We start from the raw sequence: 17,969 nt of genomic DNA, 5'->3' as shown, positions 1-17,969 counted from the left end.
CCTTGGTCGGCACGCTCGACCCGCCCTGGTAGGTGCCAACCAAGGTTGGCATCCACCAGCACCCGGTAGCGCCGGGCCATGCCCGGCGACCACCGCCTCGATCAGGCCGACAGCTCCAGCAGCAGCTTGTTCAGGCGCGCCACATAGGCACCCGGATCCTTCAGGCTGTCACCGGCGGCCAACGCGGCCTGGTCGAACAGCACCCTGCCGAGGTCGTCAAAGCGCGCGCCATCGGCTTCGGCGTCGAGCTTGGCAATCAGCGGGTGGCCCGGATTGATCTCCAGCACCGGCTTGCTGTCCGGCACCTTCTGCCCGCTGGCCTCCAGGATCTGGCGCATCTGCAGGCCCAGGTCCTGCTCGCCGATGGCCAGCACCGCCGGCGAATCGGTCAGGCGGTGCGAGACGCGCACTTCGGCCACGTCATCGCCCAGCACCGTCTTCAGGCGCTCGACCAGGCCCTGCTTGTCCTTCGCCGCCGCTTCCTGTTCCTGCTTGTCCGCTTCGGTTTCCAGGGCGCCCAGGTCGAGGTCGCCACGGGCGATGTCGACGAAGCCCTTGCCGTCGAAATCGGTCAGGTAGCCCATCAGCCACTCGTCGATGCGGTCGGTCAGCAGCAGCACTTCCACGCCCTTCTTGCGGAACACTTCCAGGTGCGGGCTGTTGCGCACCTGGCTGTAGCTCTCGCCGGTCAGGTAGTAGATCTTGTCCTGGCCTTCGGTCATGCGGCCGAGGTAGTCGGCCAGCGACACGGTCTGCGCATCGCCGTCGCCACGGGTGGAGGCGAAGCGCAGCAGGCCGGCCACCTTCTCGCGGTTGTTGTAGTCCTCGGCCGGGCCTTCCTTCAGCACCTGGCCGAATTCCTTCCAGAACGTGGCGTACTGCTCCGGCTTGTCGGCGGCCAGCTTTTCCAGCATGTCCAGCGAGCGCTTGGTCAGCGCGGCCTTCATCGAATCGATGACCGGACCGGACTGCAGGATCTCGCGCGAGACGTTCAGCGACAGGTCGTTGGAATCGACCACGCCCTTGATGAAGCGCAGGTACAGCGGCAGGAACTGCTCGGCCTGGTCCATCACGAACACGCGCTGCACGTACAGCTTCAGGCCCTTGGGTGCATCGCGGTGATACAGGTCGAACGGTGCGCGGCCGGGCACATACAGCAGCGAGGTGTACTCCAGCTTGCCCTCGACCTTGTTGTGGCTCCACGCCAGCGGATCGCTGTGGTCGTGTGCCACGTGCTTGTAGAACTCGGTGTACTCGGCGTCGCTGATCTCAGTGCGCGGGCGGGTCCACAGCGCGCTGGCGCGGTTGACGGTCTCCCACTCGCCGGCAGCGCCGTCTTCGCCCTCCTTGGGCATCTGGATCGGCAGGCCGATGTGGTCCGAATACTTCTTGAGAATGCTGCGCAGGCGCCAGCCATCGGCGAAGTCGTGCTCGCCGTCCTTCAGGTGCAGCACGATGCGGGTGCCGCGCTCGGCCTTGTCGACCGTGGCGACTTCGAAATCGCCTTCGCCGCGCGAGGTCCAGCGCACGCCTTCGCCTGCAGCCATGCCAGCGCGGCGCGAGGTCACTTCCACTTCGTCGGCGACGATGAAGGCACTGTAGAAGCCGACGCCGAACTGGCCGATCAGCTGCGAATCCTTCTTCTGGTCGCCGGACAGCTGGCGCAGGAAATCGCCGGTGCCGGACTTTGCAATCGTGCCGAGGTGGGCGATGGCTTCGGCGCGGCTCATGCCGATGCCGTTGTCTTCGATGGTGATGGTGTGGGCGGTGGGGTCGAAGCTGACGCGCACGCGCAGCTCGCTGTCGCCTTCCAGCAGTGCCGGCTGGGTCAGGGCCTCGAAGCGCAGCTTGTCGGCGGCGTCGGCGGCGTTGGAGACCAGCTCGCGGAGGAAGATCTCCTTGTTGGAGTACAGCGAGTGGATCATCAGTTGCAGCAGCTGCTTGACTTCGGTCTGGAAGCCAAGGGTTTCGGTCTGGGTGGTCTCGGTCATCGATAAGGCTCCGTGTGCAATGCCGCGCCAGCGCGTGCGGCCTCGCCAAGGGGTATGGCTGATTGTCCCGAAATCAAGGGGTTGGTCGGCCGGGCTGCGCCCGGCACCCGCTCAGTGCAACTGCAACTGCCAAAGCCAGGGCCAGAGCGGCATCCCGTGGGATGGCGGGGCACTGTGGGTTCGCGGGGGCGGCGCAAGTACGTCCATGTAGCCTTGGTCGCCGCATCCATGCGGCTCACACCCCGCGAACCCACAGTGCCCCGCCTCTGACAGGTTCACGCGGCTGTTGGTAGGTGTCGACCTTGGTCGACACATCTGTCAGATATCGATACATCAAATGGAGTCAGATCCGTTTTCCGCAGGAAAACGGATCTGACTCCAAGAGAGTTCCGACAGATCGCAGCAAACTGTCGAAGGCGGGGTGGGTCCGGTTGAGGGGGCGTGAGCCGCATGGATGCGGCGACCGAGCTTACATGGACGTACTTGCAGCGTCCCCCTCGACCGGACCCACCCCGCCATCCCAAGGAATGCCCGCTGTTGCTGTTGCTTCGGCCGTTGCTGTGGCTTCTGCGGGTGCCGGGCAAAGCCCGGCCGAACTACAATCCCGCTCATGCTGAAATTCTCGAATACCTCCCGCCGGGGGCGCCGATGAGCGGCCGTGGCGGCAATGACGGCCAGGTCCGCATCATCGGCGGGCGCTGGCGCAATACCCGCCTGCCGGTGCCGACCCTGCCGGGGCTGCGGCCCAGCAGCGACCGCGTGCGCGAGACCCTGTTCAACTGGCTGATGCCCAGGCTCGGTGGGGCCCGCGTGCTGGACCTGTTCGCCGGCAGTGGCGCACTGGGCCTGGAGGCGGTCTCGCGCGGTGCCGCCCACGCCACCCTGGTCGAACGCGATGCGCAGCTGGGACGCAATCTGACCGCTGCCGTGGCCAGGCTGCAGGCCTCCGACCAGATCAGCGTCGTGCAGGCCGATGCCCTGCGCTGGCTGCAGGGCGCGCCGGCGCAGCAGGCCGATCTGGTCTTCATCGACCCGCCGTTCGCCGACGGCCTGTGGCAGGACGTGCTGGCCCAGCTGCCGCGGCACTTGGCCGCCGATGCCTGGCTGTACCTGGAATCGCCGGCGGGCCACGTGCCGGTGCTGCCGCCGGACTGGCTGCTGCACCGCGAGGGTGGCACCCGCGAGGTGCGCTTTGCCCTGTACCGCCGCGCCACTGCTACACTTTGACCTCATCTGAACATCTGCATCCGCCCATGACCGTGGCCAACCGCCGCATTGCCGTCTACCCCGGCACGTTCGATCCGATCACCAACGGTCACATCGACCTGGTGAGCCGTGCCGCGCCGCTGTTCGAAAAGGTCGTGGTCGGCGTGGCGCAGAGCCCGTCCAAGGGCCCGGCGCTGCCGCTGGAGCAGCGCGTGCAGCTGGCGCGTGGCGCGCTGGCCCACCACAGCAACGTCGAGGTCATCGGCTTCGATACCCTGCTGGCGCATTTCGTACGTTCGGTCCAGGGCGGGGTGCTGCTGCGCGGCCTGCGCGCGGTGTCCGACTTCGAGTACGAGTTCCAGATGGCCAGCATGAACCGGCACCTGATCCCCGAGGTCGAGACCCTGTTCCTGACCCCGGCCGAGCAGCACAGCTTCATTTCGTCCTCGCTGGTCCGCGAGATCGCGCGCCTGGGCGGCGACGTGTCCGGCTTCGTGCCGGCCGCGGTGCTCGAAGCCCTGCGCAAGGTCCGCGAAGCGAAGTCGGCACAGTCGTAAGCCCCGCTGTACCCGCACCCCATTACGTACAACACCACGCACCATTCCGGGAGGAAACCCATGAACACCACCATGCGCGCGATGCTGATCGCTTCGTTGGCCCTGGCCTTCACCGCCTGCAAGAAGGAAGAGGCCGCTCCGGTCGACGAGGCCAAGCAGGCCCTGGTCGCTCCGTCCAAGGACGACGATGCAGGCTGGAAGAAGTACCTGCAGGAAGTGGCGATCCAGAACATGGGCAACATCACCAACAGCCCGTTCCTGTACTACCTCTCGCCGGAATCGGACCCGGACTTCCAGGCCAAGTACGAGCGCCAGACCGAGAGCGCGACCCAGGCCGTGGCCCGTGGCGTGCAGCCGGGCAACATGCTGGCCTTCGGTTCGTCGGCCTCGGGCAAGATGGCTGACATGATCCAGGCCGTGTTCAAGGACGTGTCGCCGGATTCGATGAAGGGCGTGCGCGTCGTCTTCATCGGCCAGTCGGCCGACAACGCCCGCGTACAGGCTGCGATCCAGCCGACCGGTGCCGAGTACATTTTCGTCGAAGCCAAGTAATACCGAGCCATGGCGGCCATGCTCCGGCATGGCCCGGGCGGCGTCCTGCAAGGGCGCCGCTGATGACCTGACCGGCCCGCGCGCCCGCGCTGGCCGGTCCTTTGTCCCAGGGCGCGGGCGAGGAGTATCGCCGTGTCGCTGAAAATCAACGAGCTCTGCGTCAACTGCGACGTATGCGAGCCGGCCTGCCCGAACCAGGCCATTGCGATGGGTGAAACCATCTACGTGATCGACCCTGCGCGCTGCACCGAATGCGTGGGTCATTTCGACGAGCCACAGTGCGTGGTCGTCTGCCCGGTCGAGTGCATCGACCCGGACCCGGAGATCGTGGAAACGGAAGACCAGCTGCTGGCCAAGCTGCGCCAGCTGCAGCACGATCACCCCGAACTCTACGCGGAGCCCCCATCCGAATGAAGACGCTGATCGTCCGCCCCCTGTTGCTGCTCGGCCTGCTGCTGAGCCCGATTGCCTGGGCCGACAGCCCGGCCCGTGCCGAGCGCCCCGATGGCGCGGCCATTGCCAGCGGCCATGCGCTGGCCACCCAGGCGGGCATCGACATCCTGGCGCAGGGCGGCAACGCCTTCGATGCCGCGGTGGCGGTATCGTCCACGCTGGCGGTGGTCGAGCCGATCAGTTCCGGCCTGGGCGGTGGTGGCTTCTTCCTGCTGCACGATGCGGCCACCGGCAAGGATGTGATGCTGGATGCGCGCGAGACCGCGCCGGCTGCAGCAACCCCGCAGGCCTTCCTCGACAAGCAGGGCAACCTCGACCGTGACCGCTCGGTCAACGGCGCGTGGTCGGCTGGCATTCCGGGCCTGCCCGCAGCGCTGGTCGAGCTGTCGGCCAAGCACGGCAAGCTGCCATTGGCGACCTCGCTGCAGCCGGCCATCCGCATCGCGCGCGAAGGCTTCCCGGTGTACGACCGCATGGCCAAGGGCTATGCCTCGCGCCGTGAAGTGATGGAGCGCTATCCCGGAACGCGCGAGGTCTACCTGCGCAACGGCAAGCCGATCGCCAGCGGTGACCTGTTCAAGCAGCCGGAGCTGGCACAGACGCTGGAGCGCCTGGCCGCAGGTGGCTTCGATGGCTTCTACAAGGGCCAGACCGGAACGCTGTTGCTGGCCGGCGTGAAGCAGGCCGGCGGCAAGTGGACCGCTGAAGAGCTGGCCGGTTACCGCGTGAAGCAGCGCGAGCCGATCGTGTTCAACTACAACGGCTGGAAGATCATCACCGCGCCGCCGCCGTCGTCCGGTGGCATCGCGCTGGCCAGCATGCTGCAGATCCTGGAAGGCTGGGATATCAAGAAGATGGACCCGGCGCACCGCACCCACCTGGTGGTGGAGTCGATGCGTCGCGCCTACCGCGACCGCACCTTCTTCCTCGGCGATCCGGACTTCGTGCAGATCCCGCAGAAGGTGCTGACCAGCAAGGACTATGCACAGGGCCTGCGGGCGACCATCCATCCGGAGAAGGCCACGCCCAGCGACCTGCTGTCGGGCAACCCGACGCCGCTGGAAGACGACGAGACCACGCACTTCTCGATCATCGACCGCGACGGCAACCGCGTCGGCGCCACCCAGACCGTCAACCTGCTGTATGGCTCGGGGCTGATTCCCAAGGGTACCGGCGTGCTGCTGAACAACGAGATGGACGACTTCGCGCTGAAGCCGGGCACGCCCAATGCGTTCGGCGTGATGGGTTATGAAGCCAATGCGCCGAAGCCGGGCAAGCGCATGCTCAGCTCGATGACGCCGACCTTCATGGAGAACGCCGACAAGGTGGTGGTGCTGGGCACCCCGGGTGGCAGCCGCATCATCACCATGGTGCTGCTGGGCATCCTCGGCTACGACGACGGCCTGGATGCGCAGCAGGTTGCCGCACTGCCGCGCTACCACCACCAGTGGCTGCCGGACCTGATCGAAGCCGAGGACGATGCGTTCGACGCGGCGACGGTGAAGCAGCTGCAGGCGATGGGCCACAAGATCGACCTGCCGGGCAATGTCGCCGCGGGTGGCCGCGGTTCCAGCCACGTGTGGGGCAACCTGCAGACCGTGGAATGGGACCGCAGGGCCAACAAGCTGTTCGGCGGCAGCGACCCGCGCAATCCGGTCGGCAGTGCCCAGGTGGTGCCGGCACACTGATCCGGTGGTGCCGGCTGCGGGCCGGCAATCCGGCTGATTATCGAAACCCCGCCTTTGCCGGCGGGGTTTTCTGTTTCCCTTCTAGCGATTATTTAACGAGCCGGCGCCGATAATCGACACATGAAACTCTGGTCTATTCGTGGAAACTCGCAGCGCCTCGATGGCGGCGCGATGTTCGGCAACGCGCCGCGCGCGTTGTGGGAAAAATGGGCGGCACCGGACGAGCTCAATCGCATCGAGCTGGCCTGCCGTGCGCTGCTTGCCAGCCCGCTGGAAGGCAAGACGGTGCTGTTTGAAACCGGTATCGGGGCGTTCTTCGATCCGCGCATGCGCGAACGCTACGGTGTGCAGGAAAGCCAGCACGTGCTGATCGATTCGCTGCGCGAAGCCGGCTTCGAGCACGAGGATATCGACGTGGTGGTACTCAGCCACCTGCACTTCGATCATGCCGGCGGACTGCTGGCGGCATGGAGCGAAGGGCGTGAGCCCGAGCTGCTGTTCCCCAACGCAACCTATGTGGTCGGCGCGCAGCATTGGCAGCGCGCCGTGCAGCCACACCCGCGCGATCGCGCCAGCTTCATTCCGGAACTGCCGGGCCTGCTGCAGGCCAGTGGCCGGCTGGAAGTGGTGGACGGGGAGTACTCGAAGGCGCTCGGCCGCAGCGTGCGCTTCAGTTACAGCGACGGGCATACACCGGGGCTGATGCTGGCCGAGATCGTCGGTCACGCGCATGCAGGCGAAAGTGCGCATGGTGGCGTGGTGTTCTGTGCCGACCTGATCCCGGGCCGCTCATGGGTACACGTGCCGATCACCATGGGCTATGACCGCAATGCCGAGCTGCTGATCGACGAGAAGCGGCAGTTCCTGGAAGACAAGCTGGCGCGCAACGTGCGGCTGTTCTTCACCCACGACCCGCAGGTGGCATTGGCGCAGCTTGGCAGGGATGACAAGGGGCGTTTCGTGACCCTGCACGAGCAGGGCGAGCTGAAGGCGCGCGCCCTGGGGTAATGGCATGGCCGGGCAATGCCCGGCCTTTTACTGATGACGGTATATCCACGCCATGCGTGGATGGCGTTTCATCCGGACACGACCATTACGACGCCTTCAGGCAGCTGCTCATGAAGGTCTTGCGCGCATCACCGGCCAGCTTTTTGGCGCCCGCGTCAGCGTTGCACTTGCGCATGCGTTCCTGCTGCGTATTGACCGGCTTGGCGTCGGCCGCGTGGCCGCTGAGGCAGGAGCTCTGTGCAGTCTTGTAGGCATCGCCCTTCAGCCCCTTGTTCTTGGCCGAACATTCGGCCATGCGCTGCTGCTGCGGAGTGGTGGCATTGGCAGCCAGGGGCAGGCCGACCAGCAGGACGGCGGCCAGCAGGAAAGAGGCTTTCATCGGGAGCTCCAAGGGTGGCGGGTGCGCGGAGCATTCGCTTCCCGGCGCCAAGAGCACGTGAAGAATCGCAACGCGGCCGCGGCGGCCTGCGCTGTCGGGGGCAGATCCCTTTCGTGGCGAAAGGGCTCTGACCCCGGATCGTCCGATCAGCCGACGCGGGTACCGAAGATGCGGTCACCGGCATCGCCCAGGCCCGGCAGGATGTAGCCCTTGTCGTTGAGCTGGGCATCAATGGCCGCGGTGTAGATCTCCACGTCCGGGTGCACGGCCTTGACCGCTTCGATGCCTTCCGGCGCGGCCACCAGGAAGATGCCCTTGATGCGGCGGGCACCGGCCCGCTTGAGCATGTCGATGGTGGCGATCAGGGTGCCGCCGGTGGCCAGCATCGGGTCCAGGATCAGCGCGTCGCGCTCTTCCAGGCGGCCGGTGAGACGCTCGAAGTAGGGCACCGGCTGCAGGGTTTCCTCATCGCGCTGCAGGCCGACCACGCTGACACGGGCCGCCGGGATCAGCGACAGCACGCCGCTGAGCATGCCCAGGCCGGCGCGCAGGATCGGCACCACGGTGATCTTGGCGCCCGCAATGCGCTGCACGGTGACCGGGCCGGCCCAGCCGGGCAGGGTGTGCGGCTCGGTCTCCAGGTCAGCGGTGGCCTCGTAGGCCAACAGCGTGCCCAGCTCGTTGGCCAGTTCGCGGAAATCCTTGGTGCTGAGCGCAGCGTTGCGCATCAGGCCGATCTTGTGCTGCACCAGCGGGTGGCGCACTTCGACGATCTTCATGGTCGGGAAGGGGAAAAGGAGAGAGGGCGCCATTCTGCCGGATCGGCGGGCCGAACCCAAACCGGGCCGTGGCCCTGGTACGCGAAATGTGCAGATGCATGTCATTGCCATGCAACCTTGCGGACATACCGTGCAGACCCATTCTTAACAGGAATGGGGATTCCCAGTGCATATCAAGACTCCGTTGGCCGTTGCCATCACCCTGACCCTGGCGATGGGGGCCGCAGCACCCCTGCAGGCCGCCGGGCAGCAGGCGGTAGCCGCCACCGGCGCCGTGGCGTCCGACGCGGTCGACCTGGACCGCATCGAAGTGCGCGCCCAGCTCGAATCACAGATCCGCGCGGTCGACCTCAAGCGCAGCAGCGACGCCATCGAAGATGCGGTGTCCTCCGATGCACTGGGCCAGTACCCGGACAAGAACGTCGCCGAGTCGCTGCAGCGCCTGCCGGGCATCAGCGTGACCCGCGACCAGGGCGAGGGGCGCTTCGTGGTCATCCGCGGTCTGGACGCCAACCTCAACAGCGTCAGCGTGGATGGCATCGCCATCGGTACGCCGGAGGATTCCAGCCGCGCCGCACCGCTGGACGTGATCCCGTCCGACTCCACCGAGCGCCTGCGCGTGGTCAAGTCGCCGACCCCGGACATGCCCGGTGATGCCATCGGCGGCGCCGTGCTGGTGGAATCGGCCTCGGCCTTCGACCGTGACGGTCGCAGCCTGCGTGGCAAGATCGAAGGCAGCCACCAGCAGTTGTCCGGCGAGACCAGTCCCAAGGCCGCCTTCAACTACAGCGAGGTATTCAACGACACCTTCGGTGTGGCGCTGGGCGTGAACTACCAGAAGCGCAGGTTCGAGTCGGACAACACCGAAGTGGAGTATGACGGCAAGGACGATGCCGTCCCCGGCGATGTCACCGCGATCAACCTGCAGCACCGCAAGTACGAGATCGAGCGCAAGCGCATCGGTGCCAACCTCAACCTCGACTGGCGCCCGAATGAAGACAGCAAGTACTACCTGCGCACGCTGTACAGCCAGTTCGACGATGCGGAGACCCGCCAGCGCGTGATCTTCAACTTCGACGACGCGAAGATGGTCAAGACCGGCACCGACCAGTACCGCCTGGATGGAATGCCGAAGGATTCCATCGACAAGCGCATGCGCTACCGCACCAAGAAGGAGAACACCTTCGCGGCCAGTCTCGGTGGCGAGAACAAGCTGACCAACGCCGTGGTCGATTACCGGATCGGCTACACCCGCACCGAAGAGCGCGTGAACGACGAGATGGAGGCCCGTTTCAAGCTTGATGGCAAGGCCTTCAATGGCACCCTCGACCAGCGCAGCCGCCTGCCCAGCTACAGCTTCGACAACCCGCAGTGGCTGGACAACAGCAACTACGCGTTCGACCGCTTCGTGCTCTCGCCCAAGCAGGTCAACGACAAGGAACACAGCGCGCAGGTCAACGTACGCTTCGACGGCGACAGCAGCAGCATCAAATTCGGCCTGCTGGGTCGCTGGCGCGACCGCGACGTGAATGTGGACGAGCGCGAACTGCGTGTCGGCCCGAAGGTGGCGCTGTCGAGCTGGAGCACCTCCTCGCCGGAGCACCGCCACGGCAACCTCGGTGACGGCATGGATTCGGCCGCGATGCGTGCCTTCTGGGCGGCCAATGGCGGCCAGTACAGCGCCCGTCCCCAGGATGCCGGTGGCAACGCGATGACATCGCTGGAAGAGGACTACGTGGCCAGCGAAGACATCTTCGCCAGCTATGCGATGGGCACCTGGGACGTGGGCGCGCTGCGCATCATCGGCGGTGTGCGCGTGGAAAACACCCAGTTCAAGGCGATCGGCAACCAGGTGGACGTGGCCGCCAACGGGCGCAGCTTCACCGTCACCCCGCGGGTGGCCAACAGCAGCTACACCAACGTGCTGCCGGGCCTGCACCTGCGCTACGACGCGGCCGATGACTGGGTACTGCGCGCCTCGGCCAACAAGACCGTATCGCGTCCTTCCTTCGGCGATGTCTCGCCACGCGTGGGCTACAGCCGCGGCGACGAGGAAGTGCGCCTGGGTAATCCGGAACTGGATCCGTACGAGTCGAAGAACATCGACCTGTCGGTGGAGAAGTACATCGGCAGCACCGGTATCGTTTCACTTGGCCTGTTCCACAAGTCGATCGATGGCTACATCGTGCAAATGGTGCGGACCAATGATCCCGCTTATGGCGGCTTCGACGTGACCCAGCCGATCAATGGCCGCAAGGCCACCGTGCGCGGTGCGGAATTCAACTGGCAGCAGCAGCTGGCCTTCCTGCCGGACGGCCTGGATGGCCTGCTGGTCGGTGCCAGTGGCACCTGGCTGGATACCAAATTCGATGCCGGCATCAAGGACCGTGCAGGCGAGGATTTCACACTGCCGCGCGCCTCCAAGCATGTCTACAGCGCACACATCGGCTATGAAAAGTACGGTGTGAGTACACGCCTGGCGGCGGTATACCGCAGCGAGTACCTGGACAGCATCGGCAAGGGCCGGGCGTTCGACATCTACGTTGCGCCGAACACCCAGCTCGATTTCTCGCTGGACTACAAGTTCACCCCGCGGGTGAGCATGTATTTCGAAGCACAGAACCTGCTGGACAAGCCGCTTGAGCTGTACCAGGGCACGCGCTCGCGCACCCTGCAGATGGAAGAATACGGTCGTACCTACGCGCTCGGCCTGAAGGTGGCACTGTGATGGGGCGTGGCATCACCGTCCTGGCGGTCGCGCTCGCGGTGACCCTGGCCGCCGGCTGCAGGCCGGCGACCGGCAACGATCCGGCCGCGGCCCCCACGGCAGCGAAAGCCGGGGGCGCGCGAACGGTGACCACCATCGCCGAAGCCTTCCTGTCACCGATGACCCCGGCCGACAACATCGACTCGCCGGCGGCCTGGCGCGCGCCGGACGGCGCGCTGTGGCTGATCGCCACCGCCAAGGCCACCGACAAGCTGGTGGTCTACGACGGCAGCACCGGCCAGCACCTGCGTGACGTCGGCAGCAGCGGCACCGCATCGGGGCAGTTCGACCGCCCAAACGGCATCGCGGTAATCGACGACCTGCTGTGGATCGTGGAGCGCGACAATCACCGCGTGCAGGTGCTGAGCCTGCCGGACTTCGCGCCGCTGGCGACGTTCGCTGCGGACGACCTGCGCAAGCCGTACGGGCTGTGGGTCGACCGCCGTGCCGATGGCTACAGCGTCTACGTTACCGACTCCTGGGACAACGGCGAGGATGCGCAGGGGCGTGACATCCTGCCGCCGCTGGCCGAGCTGGACAAGCGCGTGCGCCAGTACCACGTGACCCGCGACGGTGCGAAGGTCGAGGCGAAGCTGGTGGCCAGCATCGGTGACACCAGCGAAGCCGGTGCGCTGCGCGTGGTCGAGTCGATCTGGGGCGACCCGGAGAATGATCGCCTGCTGATCGCCGAAGAGGATGAGAGCTACGCCAGCGAGTTCAAGGTCTACACCCTGGCCGGACGCTTCACCGGCACCACGTTCGGCCGCGACGTGTTCAAGGCGCAGGCCGAAGGCGTGACCCTGCGTACCTGCGGCAAGGACGGCTGGTGGATCACCACAGAACAGGGCAAGCAGCGCAGCGTGTTCCATCTGTTCGACCGGCACACGCTGAAGCCGGTGGGCGCGTTCCAGGGCAATACCGTGGCCAACACCGACGGCATCTGGATGATGCAGCAACCCAGTGCGCGCTTCCCGCACGGTGCACTGTATGCAGTGCATGACGACCAGGGCGTGGTGGCGTTCGACTGGGAGAGCATCGCCAAGCAGTTGGCATTGCCGCTGGAGTGTGGCGCATGAGCCGGCAGTGCGTGATGCGCACGCTGGCGTTGGGCCTGCTGCTGGCACTGCCGTCGCTGTCGTTCGCAGCGGCCGAACCCAACACCCAGGTGCCGGCGGGCAGCCGGCACTACGCAGCGACGGCGGTGCCGGATCGCATCGTCGCCTCGCCGGCGGTCGATCCCAGCCACGGTTTCGCCGTGGCCTGGCGTACTGACGGCAGCGTGCAGGCACCGCTGCTCGAGATCGCTCTCGCCGGGGATTCGCCGGCCATCGAGGGCATCCGCCAGGTGCGCGCAACGACCCGCGCGCTGCAGACCGAGAACGGGCTGTCGCACCATCATCGTGCCGACATCGCTGGCCTGCAGCCGGACACCCAGTACGTCTACCGCGTGCAGGGCAATGGCAGCTGGAGCGCCTGGAACCAGCTGCGCACGCTGGCCGCGGCCGACAAGCCGCTGACCCTGCTGTACTTCGGTGATACCCAGAACAAGAACGTCAGCCATGTCAGCCGCGTGGTGCGTGCCGCACAGAAGGCTGCACCGCAGGCACGCATGAGCCTGTTCGCCGGTGACCTGGTCAGCGGCGGCGACAACATGGATGACAGCGAATGGGGCGAGTGGTTTGCTGCCACCGGCTGGCTGGCGCAGGAAACGCTGGTGGCGCCGGCGATCGGCAACCACGAGTATTTCGAGGAATTCGAGGACACCCCGCAGGAGCAGCGCGTGCTGGGCAAGCATTGGCCAGTCACCTTCGCGCTGCCGGGCAACGGCGCCACCGCCGCGCAGCAGACCAGCTACTGGTTCGATGCGCAGGGTGTACGCGTGGCGGTGGTCGATGGCACCTCGGCACTCGACCTCGGCACCGCCAAGGCACAGGCGCAGTGGCTGGACAAGGTGCTGGCCGGCAACAGGCAGCCGTGGACCATTGTGCTGCTGCACCAGCCGTTCTACTCACCCCGCGAAGGCCGCGAGAACGCTGCGCTGCGTGACGTGCTGCTGCCAGTGGTACGCCGCCACAACGTCGACCTGGTGCTGCAGGGCCACGATCACACCTATGGCCGTCGCGGTGAAGGGCAGGCCGCCACGCCGCAGTACGTGGTGACCGTGGCCGGGCCGAAGCAGTACCGCCTTTCCGACGAAGCACGCAGGACGATGGATCCGGTGGCCGAGGATACCCAGTTGTTCCAGGTGTTGAACATTGATCCGCAGCACCTGCGCTATGAAGCACGCACGGTGACCGGCCGCCTCTACGACGCCTTCGAACTACGCCGCGATGCCAAGGGCGCAAAGCAACGCACGGAGTTGACCGAAGGCCGCATCGCACCGCGCGACTGCCCGCGTGCGCAGACCGCCAAGGGTCGCGCCGACCGCTGCTGGGAATGACGAGATGCCAATGACCACGCTCCGACGCATCCTTCCTCTCGCTGCCATCGGCTCCGCCCTGCTGTTGCTGGCCAGTGCGGTGACGGCCGCCGATACCGTGCTGCATCCGTTCCTGGTCGCCCAGCCGAAGCAGGCCCCGCAGGAGGTGAATCTGGCGGTGGAGATTCCGGCCGGCAGCTTCACCAAGTACGAGATCAAGGAAGACGGCCTGGTCCATGTGGACCGCTTCCAGTCGATGCCGGTCGCCTATCCGGCCAACTACGGCTCGATGCCGCGCACCCTGGCCGGCGACAACGATCCGCTGGATGCGCTGGTGCTGACCCGTGAGCCGCTGCATCCGGGCGTGATCGTGCGCTTCCGGCCGATCGGCTACCTGAAGATGATCGATGGCGGCGAGCACGACGAGAAGATCATCGGCGTGCCGACCGACAAGGTCGACCCGACCTACGCCAGCATCCGCGACCTGAAGGATCTGCCGGAGGTCGAGCGTCAGCGCATCGAGGCGTTCTTCCGGGTCTACAAGGACCTGCCGGCGGGACGCAACCCGGTGCAGCTCAATGGCTGGGGCAACGCCGCCGAGGCGCGGGTACTGATCAGCGAAGCGATGAAGCGCTTCGAGAAGTAGATCCACGCCATGCGTGGATTCAGTCCAGCAACGTCCCGATGAACGACTCGGCCTGCAGGCGGTCGCCCAGTACCCGGGCCACCGCCTGTACGGCTGCCTCCTGGTGTTCAGGACGGATACCGCCATCGTCATCGTCGTTGTAGAGGTCGTCGCCTGCATCGAGGTACACCGTGCCTGCAGCAGCCAGAGCCGCCATCAAGGTCGGCACATCGGTAGTGACCTCGCCGGCATCCAGCAGGCCCGCACCGTGGTGACTGAACAGCACACGGCCGTCATCCAGGTCGAGGATGAACGGATCGGCGCCGCGATCGGCAATCACCAGCCAGTTCGATGGCCAGTCGTTGATCCGTTCGCCGCTGATGCCATGCCATCGATAGCCGGCCTGCTGGCTCCACAGGCGTTGCAGTGGCGGTATCCAGACATCGAGGCCCGGAATGGTGATGCCGGAGTTGCCCACCTTCGCATTGATCTCATGACCCAGCGGTCCCACCTGCGCGTAGAAGCGCGTCAGCACCGGAGGTAACGGGAACGGTCCCTGCCAGTCACCTTCGTACTGGGCCCGCAGCAGCCCGAAGCGGGCGAATGAGGCGTGCAGATCAACCATGGCGGGGTCCAACGAGGAGCGGCCCAGCAGCCTAGCAGACGGCGTCTGCGTGCAACGCCTTCACCGCCGCTGGCTATCATGTCCGCCTTCAACAACGAAGGCGGTGCCTGTGTCGGTAGCGTTGGTATGGTTCCGCCGTGATCTGCGGCTGCAGGACAATCCGGCCCTGCAGGCCGCGCTGGATGCCGGTCACGACGTGGTGCCGATCTACATCCATGCGCCCCACGAAGAGGGTGAGTGGGTGCCGGGTGCCGCCTCCGATGCGTGGCGCCACCGTTCACTGGCCGCGTTGGACGCCGACCTGCGCGTGCGCGGTTCGTCGCTGGTGCTGCGCAGTGGTGACAGCCTGCCGGTCCTGCAGTTGCTGATCGAGCAGACCGGCGCCGGGGCGGTGTACTGGAACCGCAAGTACGAACCGGCCACCCAGCCACGCGACGCCACCATCAAGCGCACGTTGCGCGAGCAGGGCTTCGACGCACAGAGCTGCAATGGCAGCCTGCTGTTCGAGCCGTGGGATATCGCCACCCAGCAGGGTCAGCCGTACAAGGTATTCACGCCGTACTGGCGCAATGTACTCAGTCATTGGCGCCTGCCCGCGCTGCAGGCTGCACCGAAGGCACTGGCGACGCACGCGGTCGACAGCCTGGCATTGGATGATCTCCAGTTGGCACCGACGCTGGACTGGGATACCGGCTTCTGGGAGCACTGGCAGCCGGGTGAAGCCGGTGCGCTGGAAGCGCTGTCCGTGTTCGAGGACGGTGCGCTGCGCGGCTACCGCGAGCAGCGTGACCTGCCAGATCGCGTGGGCACCTCGCGGATGTCGCCGCACCTGCATTTCGGCGAGATCGCACCGTGGCGCATTGCCCATGCGCTGGAAGGCCTGCGCAGTGCCGGTACCGACGCCGACATCGACGGCTATCTGCGCCAGCTCGGCTGGCGTGACTTCGCCTACCACCTGTTGCATCACTTCCCGAAGACGCCGACCGACAACCTCAACCCGCGCTTTGACCGTTTCTCGTGGGCCACACCGAGTGCCGCGCAGCTGCACGACTGGCAGCGAGGCAACACCGGCGTGCCGATCGTCGATGCAGGCCTGCGCGAGCTGTGGCACACCGGTTACATGCACAACCGGGTGCGGATGATCGTGGCCAGCTATCTGTGCAAGCACCTGCGCGCGCACTGGCTGCATGGCGCGCGCTGGTTCTGGGACACCCTGGTCGATGCCGACCTGGCCAACAACACGATGGGCTGGCAGTGGGTGGCCGGGACCGGTGCCGATGCCGCGCCTTACTTCCGCGTGTTCAACCCGGTCACCCAGGCCGAGAAGTTCGACCCCCAGGCCCGCTACATCAGCCGCTGGGTGCCCGAACTGGGGGCGCTGCCGGTGAAGGCGCGCTTCGCGCCGTGGCAGCATCCGCTGCTGCTGGCCGCGCATGCCCCGGGCTATCCGCGTACGCCGCTGGTGGACCTGGCCGCGGGCCGCGACGCCGCATTGGCGGCTTACCGCCAGTCGGGGGAGGGGTAAAGGGCGACCTGAGCGATCTGGTCAGTTAGCTGAACGCGGCCCTGTCGGTGTGCCCGATCATCATTCCGGCATCGCATCGGGCTGTTTATTCTCTTTGCGCCCGCAGGCCGCCGGCCGACCGGAAACCAAGGAGAACCTCATGATCCGCAACACCACCCGCAACGTCGCACTGGCCCTGATGAGTGCGGCCGTCCTGTCGGCCTGCGCCACCGGCGGCTCCTACGTACAGAGTGACCAGTACGGCAACCCGACCGAGCAGCAGAACCGCACCGGCCGCAACGCGCTGATCGGCACCGCCATCGGCGTAGCCGCCGGCCTGCTGACCGGTGACAGCGCCACGGAGCGTCGTCAGCATGCGCTGATCGGCGCCGGTATCGGCGCGCTCAGCGGCGCCGCGGTAGGCCAGTACCAGGATCGCCAGGAACGCGCACTGCGCGAGCGCACTGCCAACACCGGCATTGATGTGCAGCGCCAGGGCGACAACATCATGCTGAACCTGCCGGACGGCATCACCTTCGACTTCGGCAAGGCGACCCTGAAGCCGCAGTTCTACGGCTCGCTCAATGGCGTGGCAGGCACCCTGCGTGACTACAACCAGACCATGATCGAAGTGGTCGGCCATACCGACAGCATCGGCAGTGACGCGGTCAACAACCGCCTGTCGAAGGAACGTGCCGACTCGGTCGCGCAGTACCTGATCGGCCAGGGCGTGCAGAGCGTGCGCATCGAAACCCTGGGCGCCGGCAAGTCGTACCCGATTGCCGACAACAGCACCGATGCCGGCCGCGCCAAGAACCGCCGCGTCGAGATCCGCGTGATTCCCCTGAAGCAGTAACGCGTAGCGTTACGGTTCCGGCGTAGCCGGAACGAAAATGCCGCCCTTGCAGGCGGCATTTTCTGTAGGTGCCGAGCTTGCTCGGCACACCGATAGCGCTTCCGGTTGCGGCTTCTCCGAACGGCGCCGACCAAGGTCGGCATCTACCGAAAGCCACGTAGCCGGAACGAAAATGCCGCCCTTGCAGGCGGCATTTTCTGTAGGTGCCGAGCTTGCTCGGCACACCGATAGCGCTCCCGGTTGCGGTTTCTCCAAACGGCGCCGACCAAGGTCGGCATCTACCGAAAGCCACGTAGCCGGAACGAAAATGTCGCCCTTGCAGGCGGCATTTTCTGTAGGTGCCGAGCTTGCTCGGCACACCGATAGCGCTCCCGGTCGCGGCTTCTCCAAACGGCGCCGACCAAGGTCGGCATCTACCGAAAGCCACGTAGCCGGAACGAAAATGCCGCCCTTGCAGGCGGCATTTTTGTGGGTGCCGAGCGTTGCTCGGCACACCGATAGCGCCCGTAGAGTCGAGCTTGCTCGACTGAAGCGCAAGAGGGGGGGGGGCAGCGCGGGTG

16 protein-coding genes are annotated in these 17,969 nt (G+C 66.2%); 12 read left to right on the top strand and 4 right to left on the bottom strand.

Going from position 1 to position 17,969, the window contains the following annotated elements:
- Positions 1 to 101 precede the first annotated feature (101 nt).
- Entirely contained in the window at positions 102 to 1,991 is a 1,890-nt protein-coding gene (gene htpG, locus V3B48_RS07240; protein ID WP_329893441.1) for a molecular chaperone HtpG, read from the bottom strand.
- A gap of 648 nt (positions 1,992 to 2,639) precedes the next feature.
- Between htpG and rsmD the strand changes: the two genes are divergently transcribed.
- The 6 genes from rsmD to V3B48_RS07210 all read left to right on the top strand — a co-directional run bounded on the left by rsmD (position 2,640) and on the right by V3B48_RS07210 (position 7,455).
- The gene (gene rsmD / locus V3B48_RS07235; RefSeq protein WP_329893440.1) at positions 2,640 to 3,218 is read left to right on the top strand and encodes a 16S rRNA (guanine(966)-N(2))-methyltransferase RsmD; all 579 of its coding nucleotides are present in this window, start codon (positions 2,640 to 2,642) and stop codon (positions 3,216 to 3,218) included.
- Between the two features lie 26 nt (positions 3,219 to 3,244).
- A complete protein-coding gene (coaD, locus tag V3B48_RS07230) occupies positions 3,245 to 3,754 on the top strand; it encodes a pantetheine-phosphate adenylyltransferase (protein WP_032130277.1) in 510 nt (169 codons plus the stop codon).
- Positions 3,755 to 3,814: 60 nt separating this feature from the next.
- Positions 3,815 to 4,306, top strand: a complete 492-nt coding sequence (locus V3B48_RS07225; RefSeq protein WP_004153167.1) for a hypothetical protein — start codon at positions 3,815 to 3,817, stop codon at positions 4,304 to 4,306.
- Between the two features lie 132 nt (positions 4,307 to 4,438).
- Positions 4,439 to 4,720: a YfhL family 4Fe-4S dicluster ferredoxin gene (locus tag V3B48_RS07220; RefSeq protein ID WP_004153175.1), complete on the top strand. Its 282-nt coding sequence runs from the start codon at positions 4,439 to 4,441 to the stop codon at positions 4,718 to 4,720.
- Positions 4,717 to 6,447, top strand: a complete 1,731-nt coding sequence (ggt, locus tag V3B48_RS07215) for a gamma-glutamyltransferase (protein WP_329893438.1) — start codon at positions 4,717 to 4,719, stop codon at positions 6,445 to 6,447. Before V3B48_RS07220 ends, ggt begins: the two co-directional genes overlap by 4 nt.
- A 120-nt stretch (positions 6,448 to 6,567) precedes the next feature.
- Positions 6,568 to 7,455: an MBL fold metallo-hydrolase gene (locus tag V3B48_RS07210; protein WP_019338337.1), complete on the top strand. Its 888-nt coding sequence runs from the start codon at positions 6,568 to 6,570 to the stop codon at positions 7,453 to 7,455.
- 85 nt (positions 7,456 to 7,540) lie between these two features.
- Here the strand turns inward: V3B48_RS07210 and V3B48_RS07205 are convergent, their stop codons facing one another.
- Both V3B48_RS07205 and upp read right to left on the bottom strand, forming a co-directional pair.
- Entirely contained in the window at positions 7,541 to 7,834 is a 294-nt protein-coding gene (locus V3B48_RS07205) for a PsiF family protein (RefSeq protein ID WP_032130275.1), read from the bottom strand.
- 146 nt (positions 7,835 to 7,980) lie between these two features.
- Complete coding sequence (upp, locus tag V3B48_RS07200) at positions 7,981 to 8,613, bottom strand: uracil phosphoribosyltransferase (protein WP_004153184.1); 633 nt, start codon at positions 8,611 to 8,613, stop codon at positions 7,981 to 7,983.
- 166 nt (positions 8,614 to 8,779) lie between these two features.
- On the opposite strand from upp, the gene V3B48_RS07195 reads away from it, so the two are divergent.
- The 4 genes from V3B48_RS07195 to V3B48_RS07180 are packed head-to-tail and all read left to right on the top strand — an operon-like array spanning position 8,780 to position 14,445.
- On the top strand, positions 8,780 to 11,341 hold the full coding sequence (locus V3B48_RS07195) for a TonB-dependent receptor (protein WP_329893437.1): 2,562 nt from the start codon (positions 8,780 to 8,782) through the stop codon (positions 11,339 to 11,341).
- Complete coding sequence (locus V3B48_RS07190) at positions 11,341 to 12,456, top strand: phytase (protein WP_329893435.1); 1,116 nt, start codon at positions 11,341 to 11,343, stop codon at positions 12,454 to 12,456. The genes V3B48_RS07195 and V3B48_RS07190 overlap by 1 nt, the downstream gene beginning before the upstream one ends.
- 14 nt (positions 12,457 to 12,470) lie before the next feature.
- Positions 12,471 to 13,820 (top strand): metallophosphoesterase family protein, encoded by a 1,350-nt coding sequence (locus V3B48_RS07185; protein ID WP_329893473.1) that lies wholly within the window; start codon positions 12,471 to 12,473, stop codon positions 13,818 to 13,820.
- A 10-nt stretch (positions 13,821 to 13,830) separates the two neighbouring features.
- Positions 13,831 to 14,445 carry an inorganic diphosphatase gene (locus tag V3B48_RS07180; RefSeq protein ID WP_329893434.1) on the top strand — a complete coding sequence of 205 codons (615 nt, stop codon included), beginning with the start codon at positions 13,831 to 13,833 and terminating at the stop codon, positions 14,443 to 14,445.
- 19 nt (positions 14,446 to 14,464) lie between these two features.
- Here the strand turns inward: V3B48_RS07180 and V3B48_RS07175 are convergent, their stop codons facing one another.
- Entirely contained in the window at positions 14,465 to 15,049 is a 585-nt protein-coding gene (locus V3B48_RS07175) for a hypothetical protein (RefSeq protein ID WP_329893433.1), read from the bottom strand.
- A 109-nt stretch (positions 15,050 to 15,158) separates the two neighbouring features.
- On the opposite strand from V3B48_RS07175, the gene V3B48_RS07170 reads away from it, so the two are divergent.
- Together V3B48_RS07170 and V3B48_RS07165 are read left to right on the top strand one after the other, a co-directional pair.
- On the top strand, positions 15,159 to 16,574 hold the full coding sequence (locus V3B48_RS07170) for a deoxyribodipyrimidine photo-lyase (RefSeq protein WP_329893432.1): 1,416 nt from the start codon (positions 15,159 to 15,161) through the stop codon (positions 16,572 to 16,574).
- 139 nt (positions 16,575 to 16,713) lie between these two features.
- Complete coding sequence (locus tag V3B48_RS07165) at positions 16,714 to 17,409, top strand: OmpA family lipoprotein (protein WP_008267948.1); 696 nt, start codon at positions 16,714 to 16,716, stop codon at positions 17,407 to 17,409.
- Positions 17,410 to 17,969 lie beyond the last annotated feature (560 nt).

Origin of the sequence: Stenotrophomonas sp. SMYL20 (assembly GCF_036320045.1) — a bacterium.
Classification (GTDB): domain Bacteria; phylum Pseudomonadota; class Gammaproteobacteria; order Xanthomonadales; family Xanthomonadaceae; genus Stenotrophomonas; species Stenotrophomonas maltophilia_A.
Note: the sequence above shows the minus strand (reverse complement) of the source record. Positions and strands in the feature narration are given on the sequence as shown.

Coding starts and splice junctions, on each gene's coding strand:
- coaD (WP_032130277.1), top strand. CDS start 3,245: ATGACCGTGGCCAACCGCCGCATTGCCGTCTACCCCGGCACGTTCGAT.
- V3B48_RS07180 (WP_329893434.1), top strand. CDS start 13,831: ATGACCACGCTCCGACGCATCCTTCCTCTCGCTGCCATCGGCTCCGCC.
- rsmD (WP_329893440.1), top strand. CDS start 2,640: ATGAGCGGCCGTGGCGGCAATGACGGCCAGGTCCGCATCATCGGCGGG.
- htpG (WP_329893441.1), bottom strand. CDS start 1,991: ATGACCGAGACCACCCAGACCGAAACCCTTGGCTTCCAGACCGAAGTC.
- V3B48_RS07175 (WP_329893433.1), bottom strand. CDS start 15,049: ATGGTTGATCTGCACGCCTCATTCGCCCGCTTCGGGCTGCTGCGGGCC.
- V3B48_RS07225 (WP_004153167.1), top strand. CDS start 3,815: ATGAACACCACCATGCGCGCGATGCTGATCGCTTCGTTGGCCCTGGCC.
- V3B48_RS07190 (WP_329893435.1), top strand. CDS start 11,341: ATGGGGCGTGGCATCACCGTCCTGGCGGTCGCGCTCGCGGTGACCCTG.
- V3B48_RS07165 (WP_008267948.1), top strand. CDS start 16,714: ATGATCCGCAACACCACCCGCAACGTCGCACTGGCCCTGATGAGTGCG.
- ggt (WP_329893438.1), top strand. CDS start 4,717: ATGAAGACGCTGATCGTCCGCCCCCTGTTGCTGCTCGGCCTGCTGCTG.
- V3B48_RS07210 (WP_019338337.1), top strand. CDS start 6,568: ATGAAACTCTGGTCTATTCGTGGAAACTCGCAGCGCCTCGATGGCGGC.
- V3B48_RS07205 (WP_032130275.1), bottom strand. CDS start 7,834: ATGAAAGCCTCTTTCCTGCTGGCCGCCGTCCTGCTGGTCGGCCTGCCC.
- upp (WP_004153184.1), bottom strand. CDS start 8,613: ATGAAGATCGTCGAAGTGCGCCACCCGCTGGTGCAGCACAAGATCGGC.
- V3B48_RS07185 (WP_329893473.1), top strand. CDS start 12,471: ATGCGCACGCTGGCGTTGGGCCTGCTGCTGGCACTGCCGTCGCTGTCG.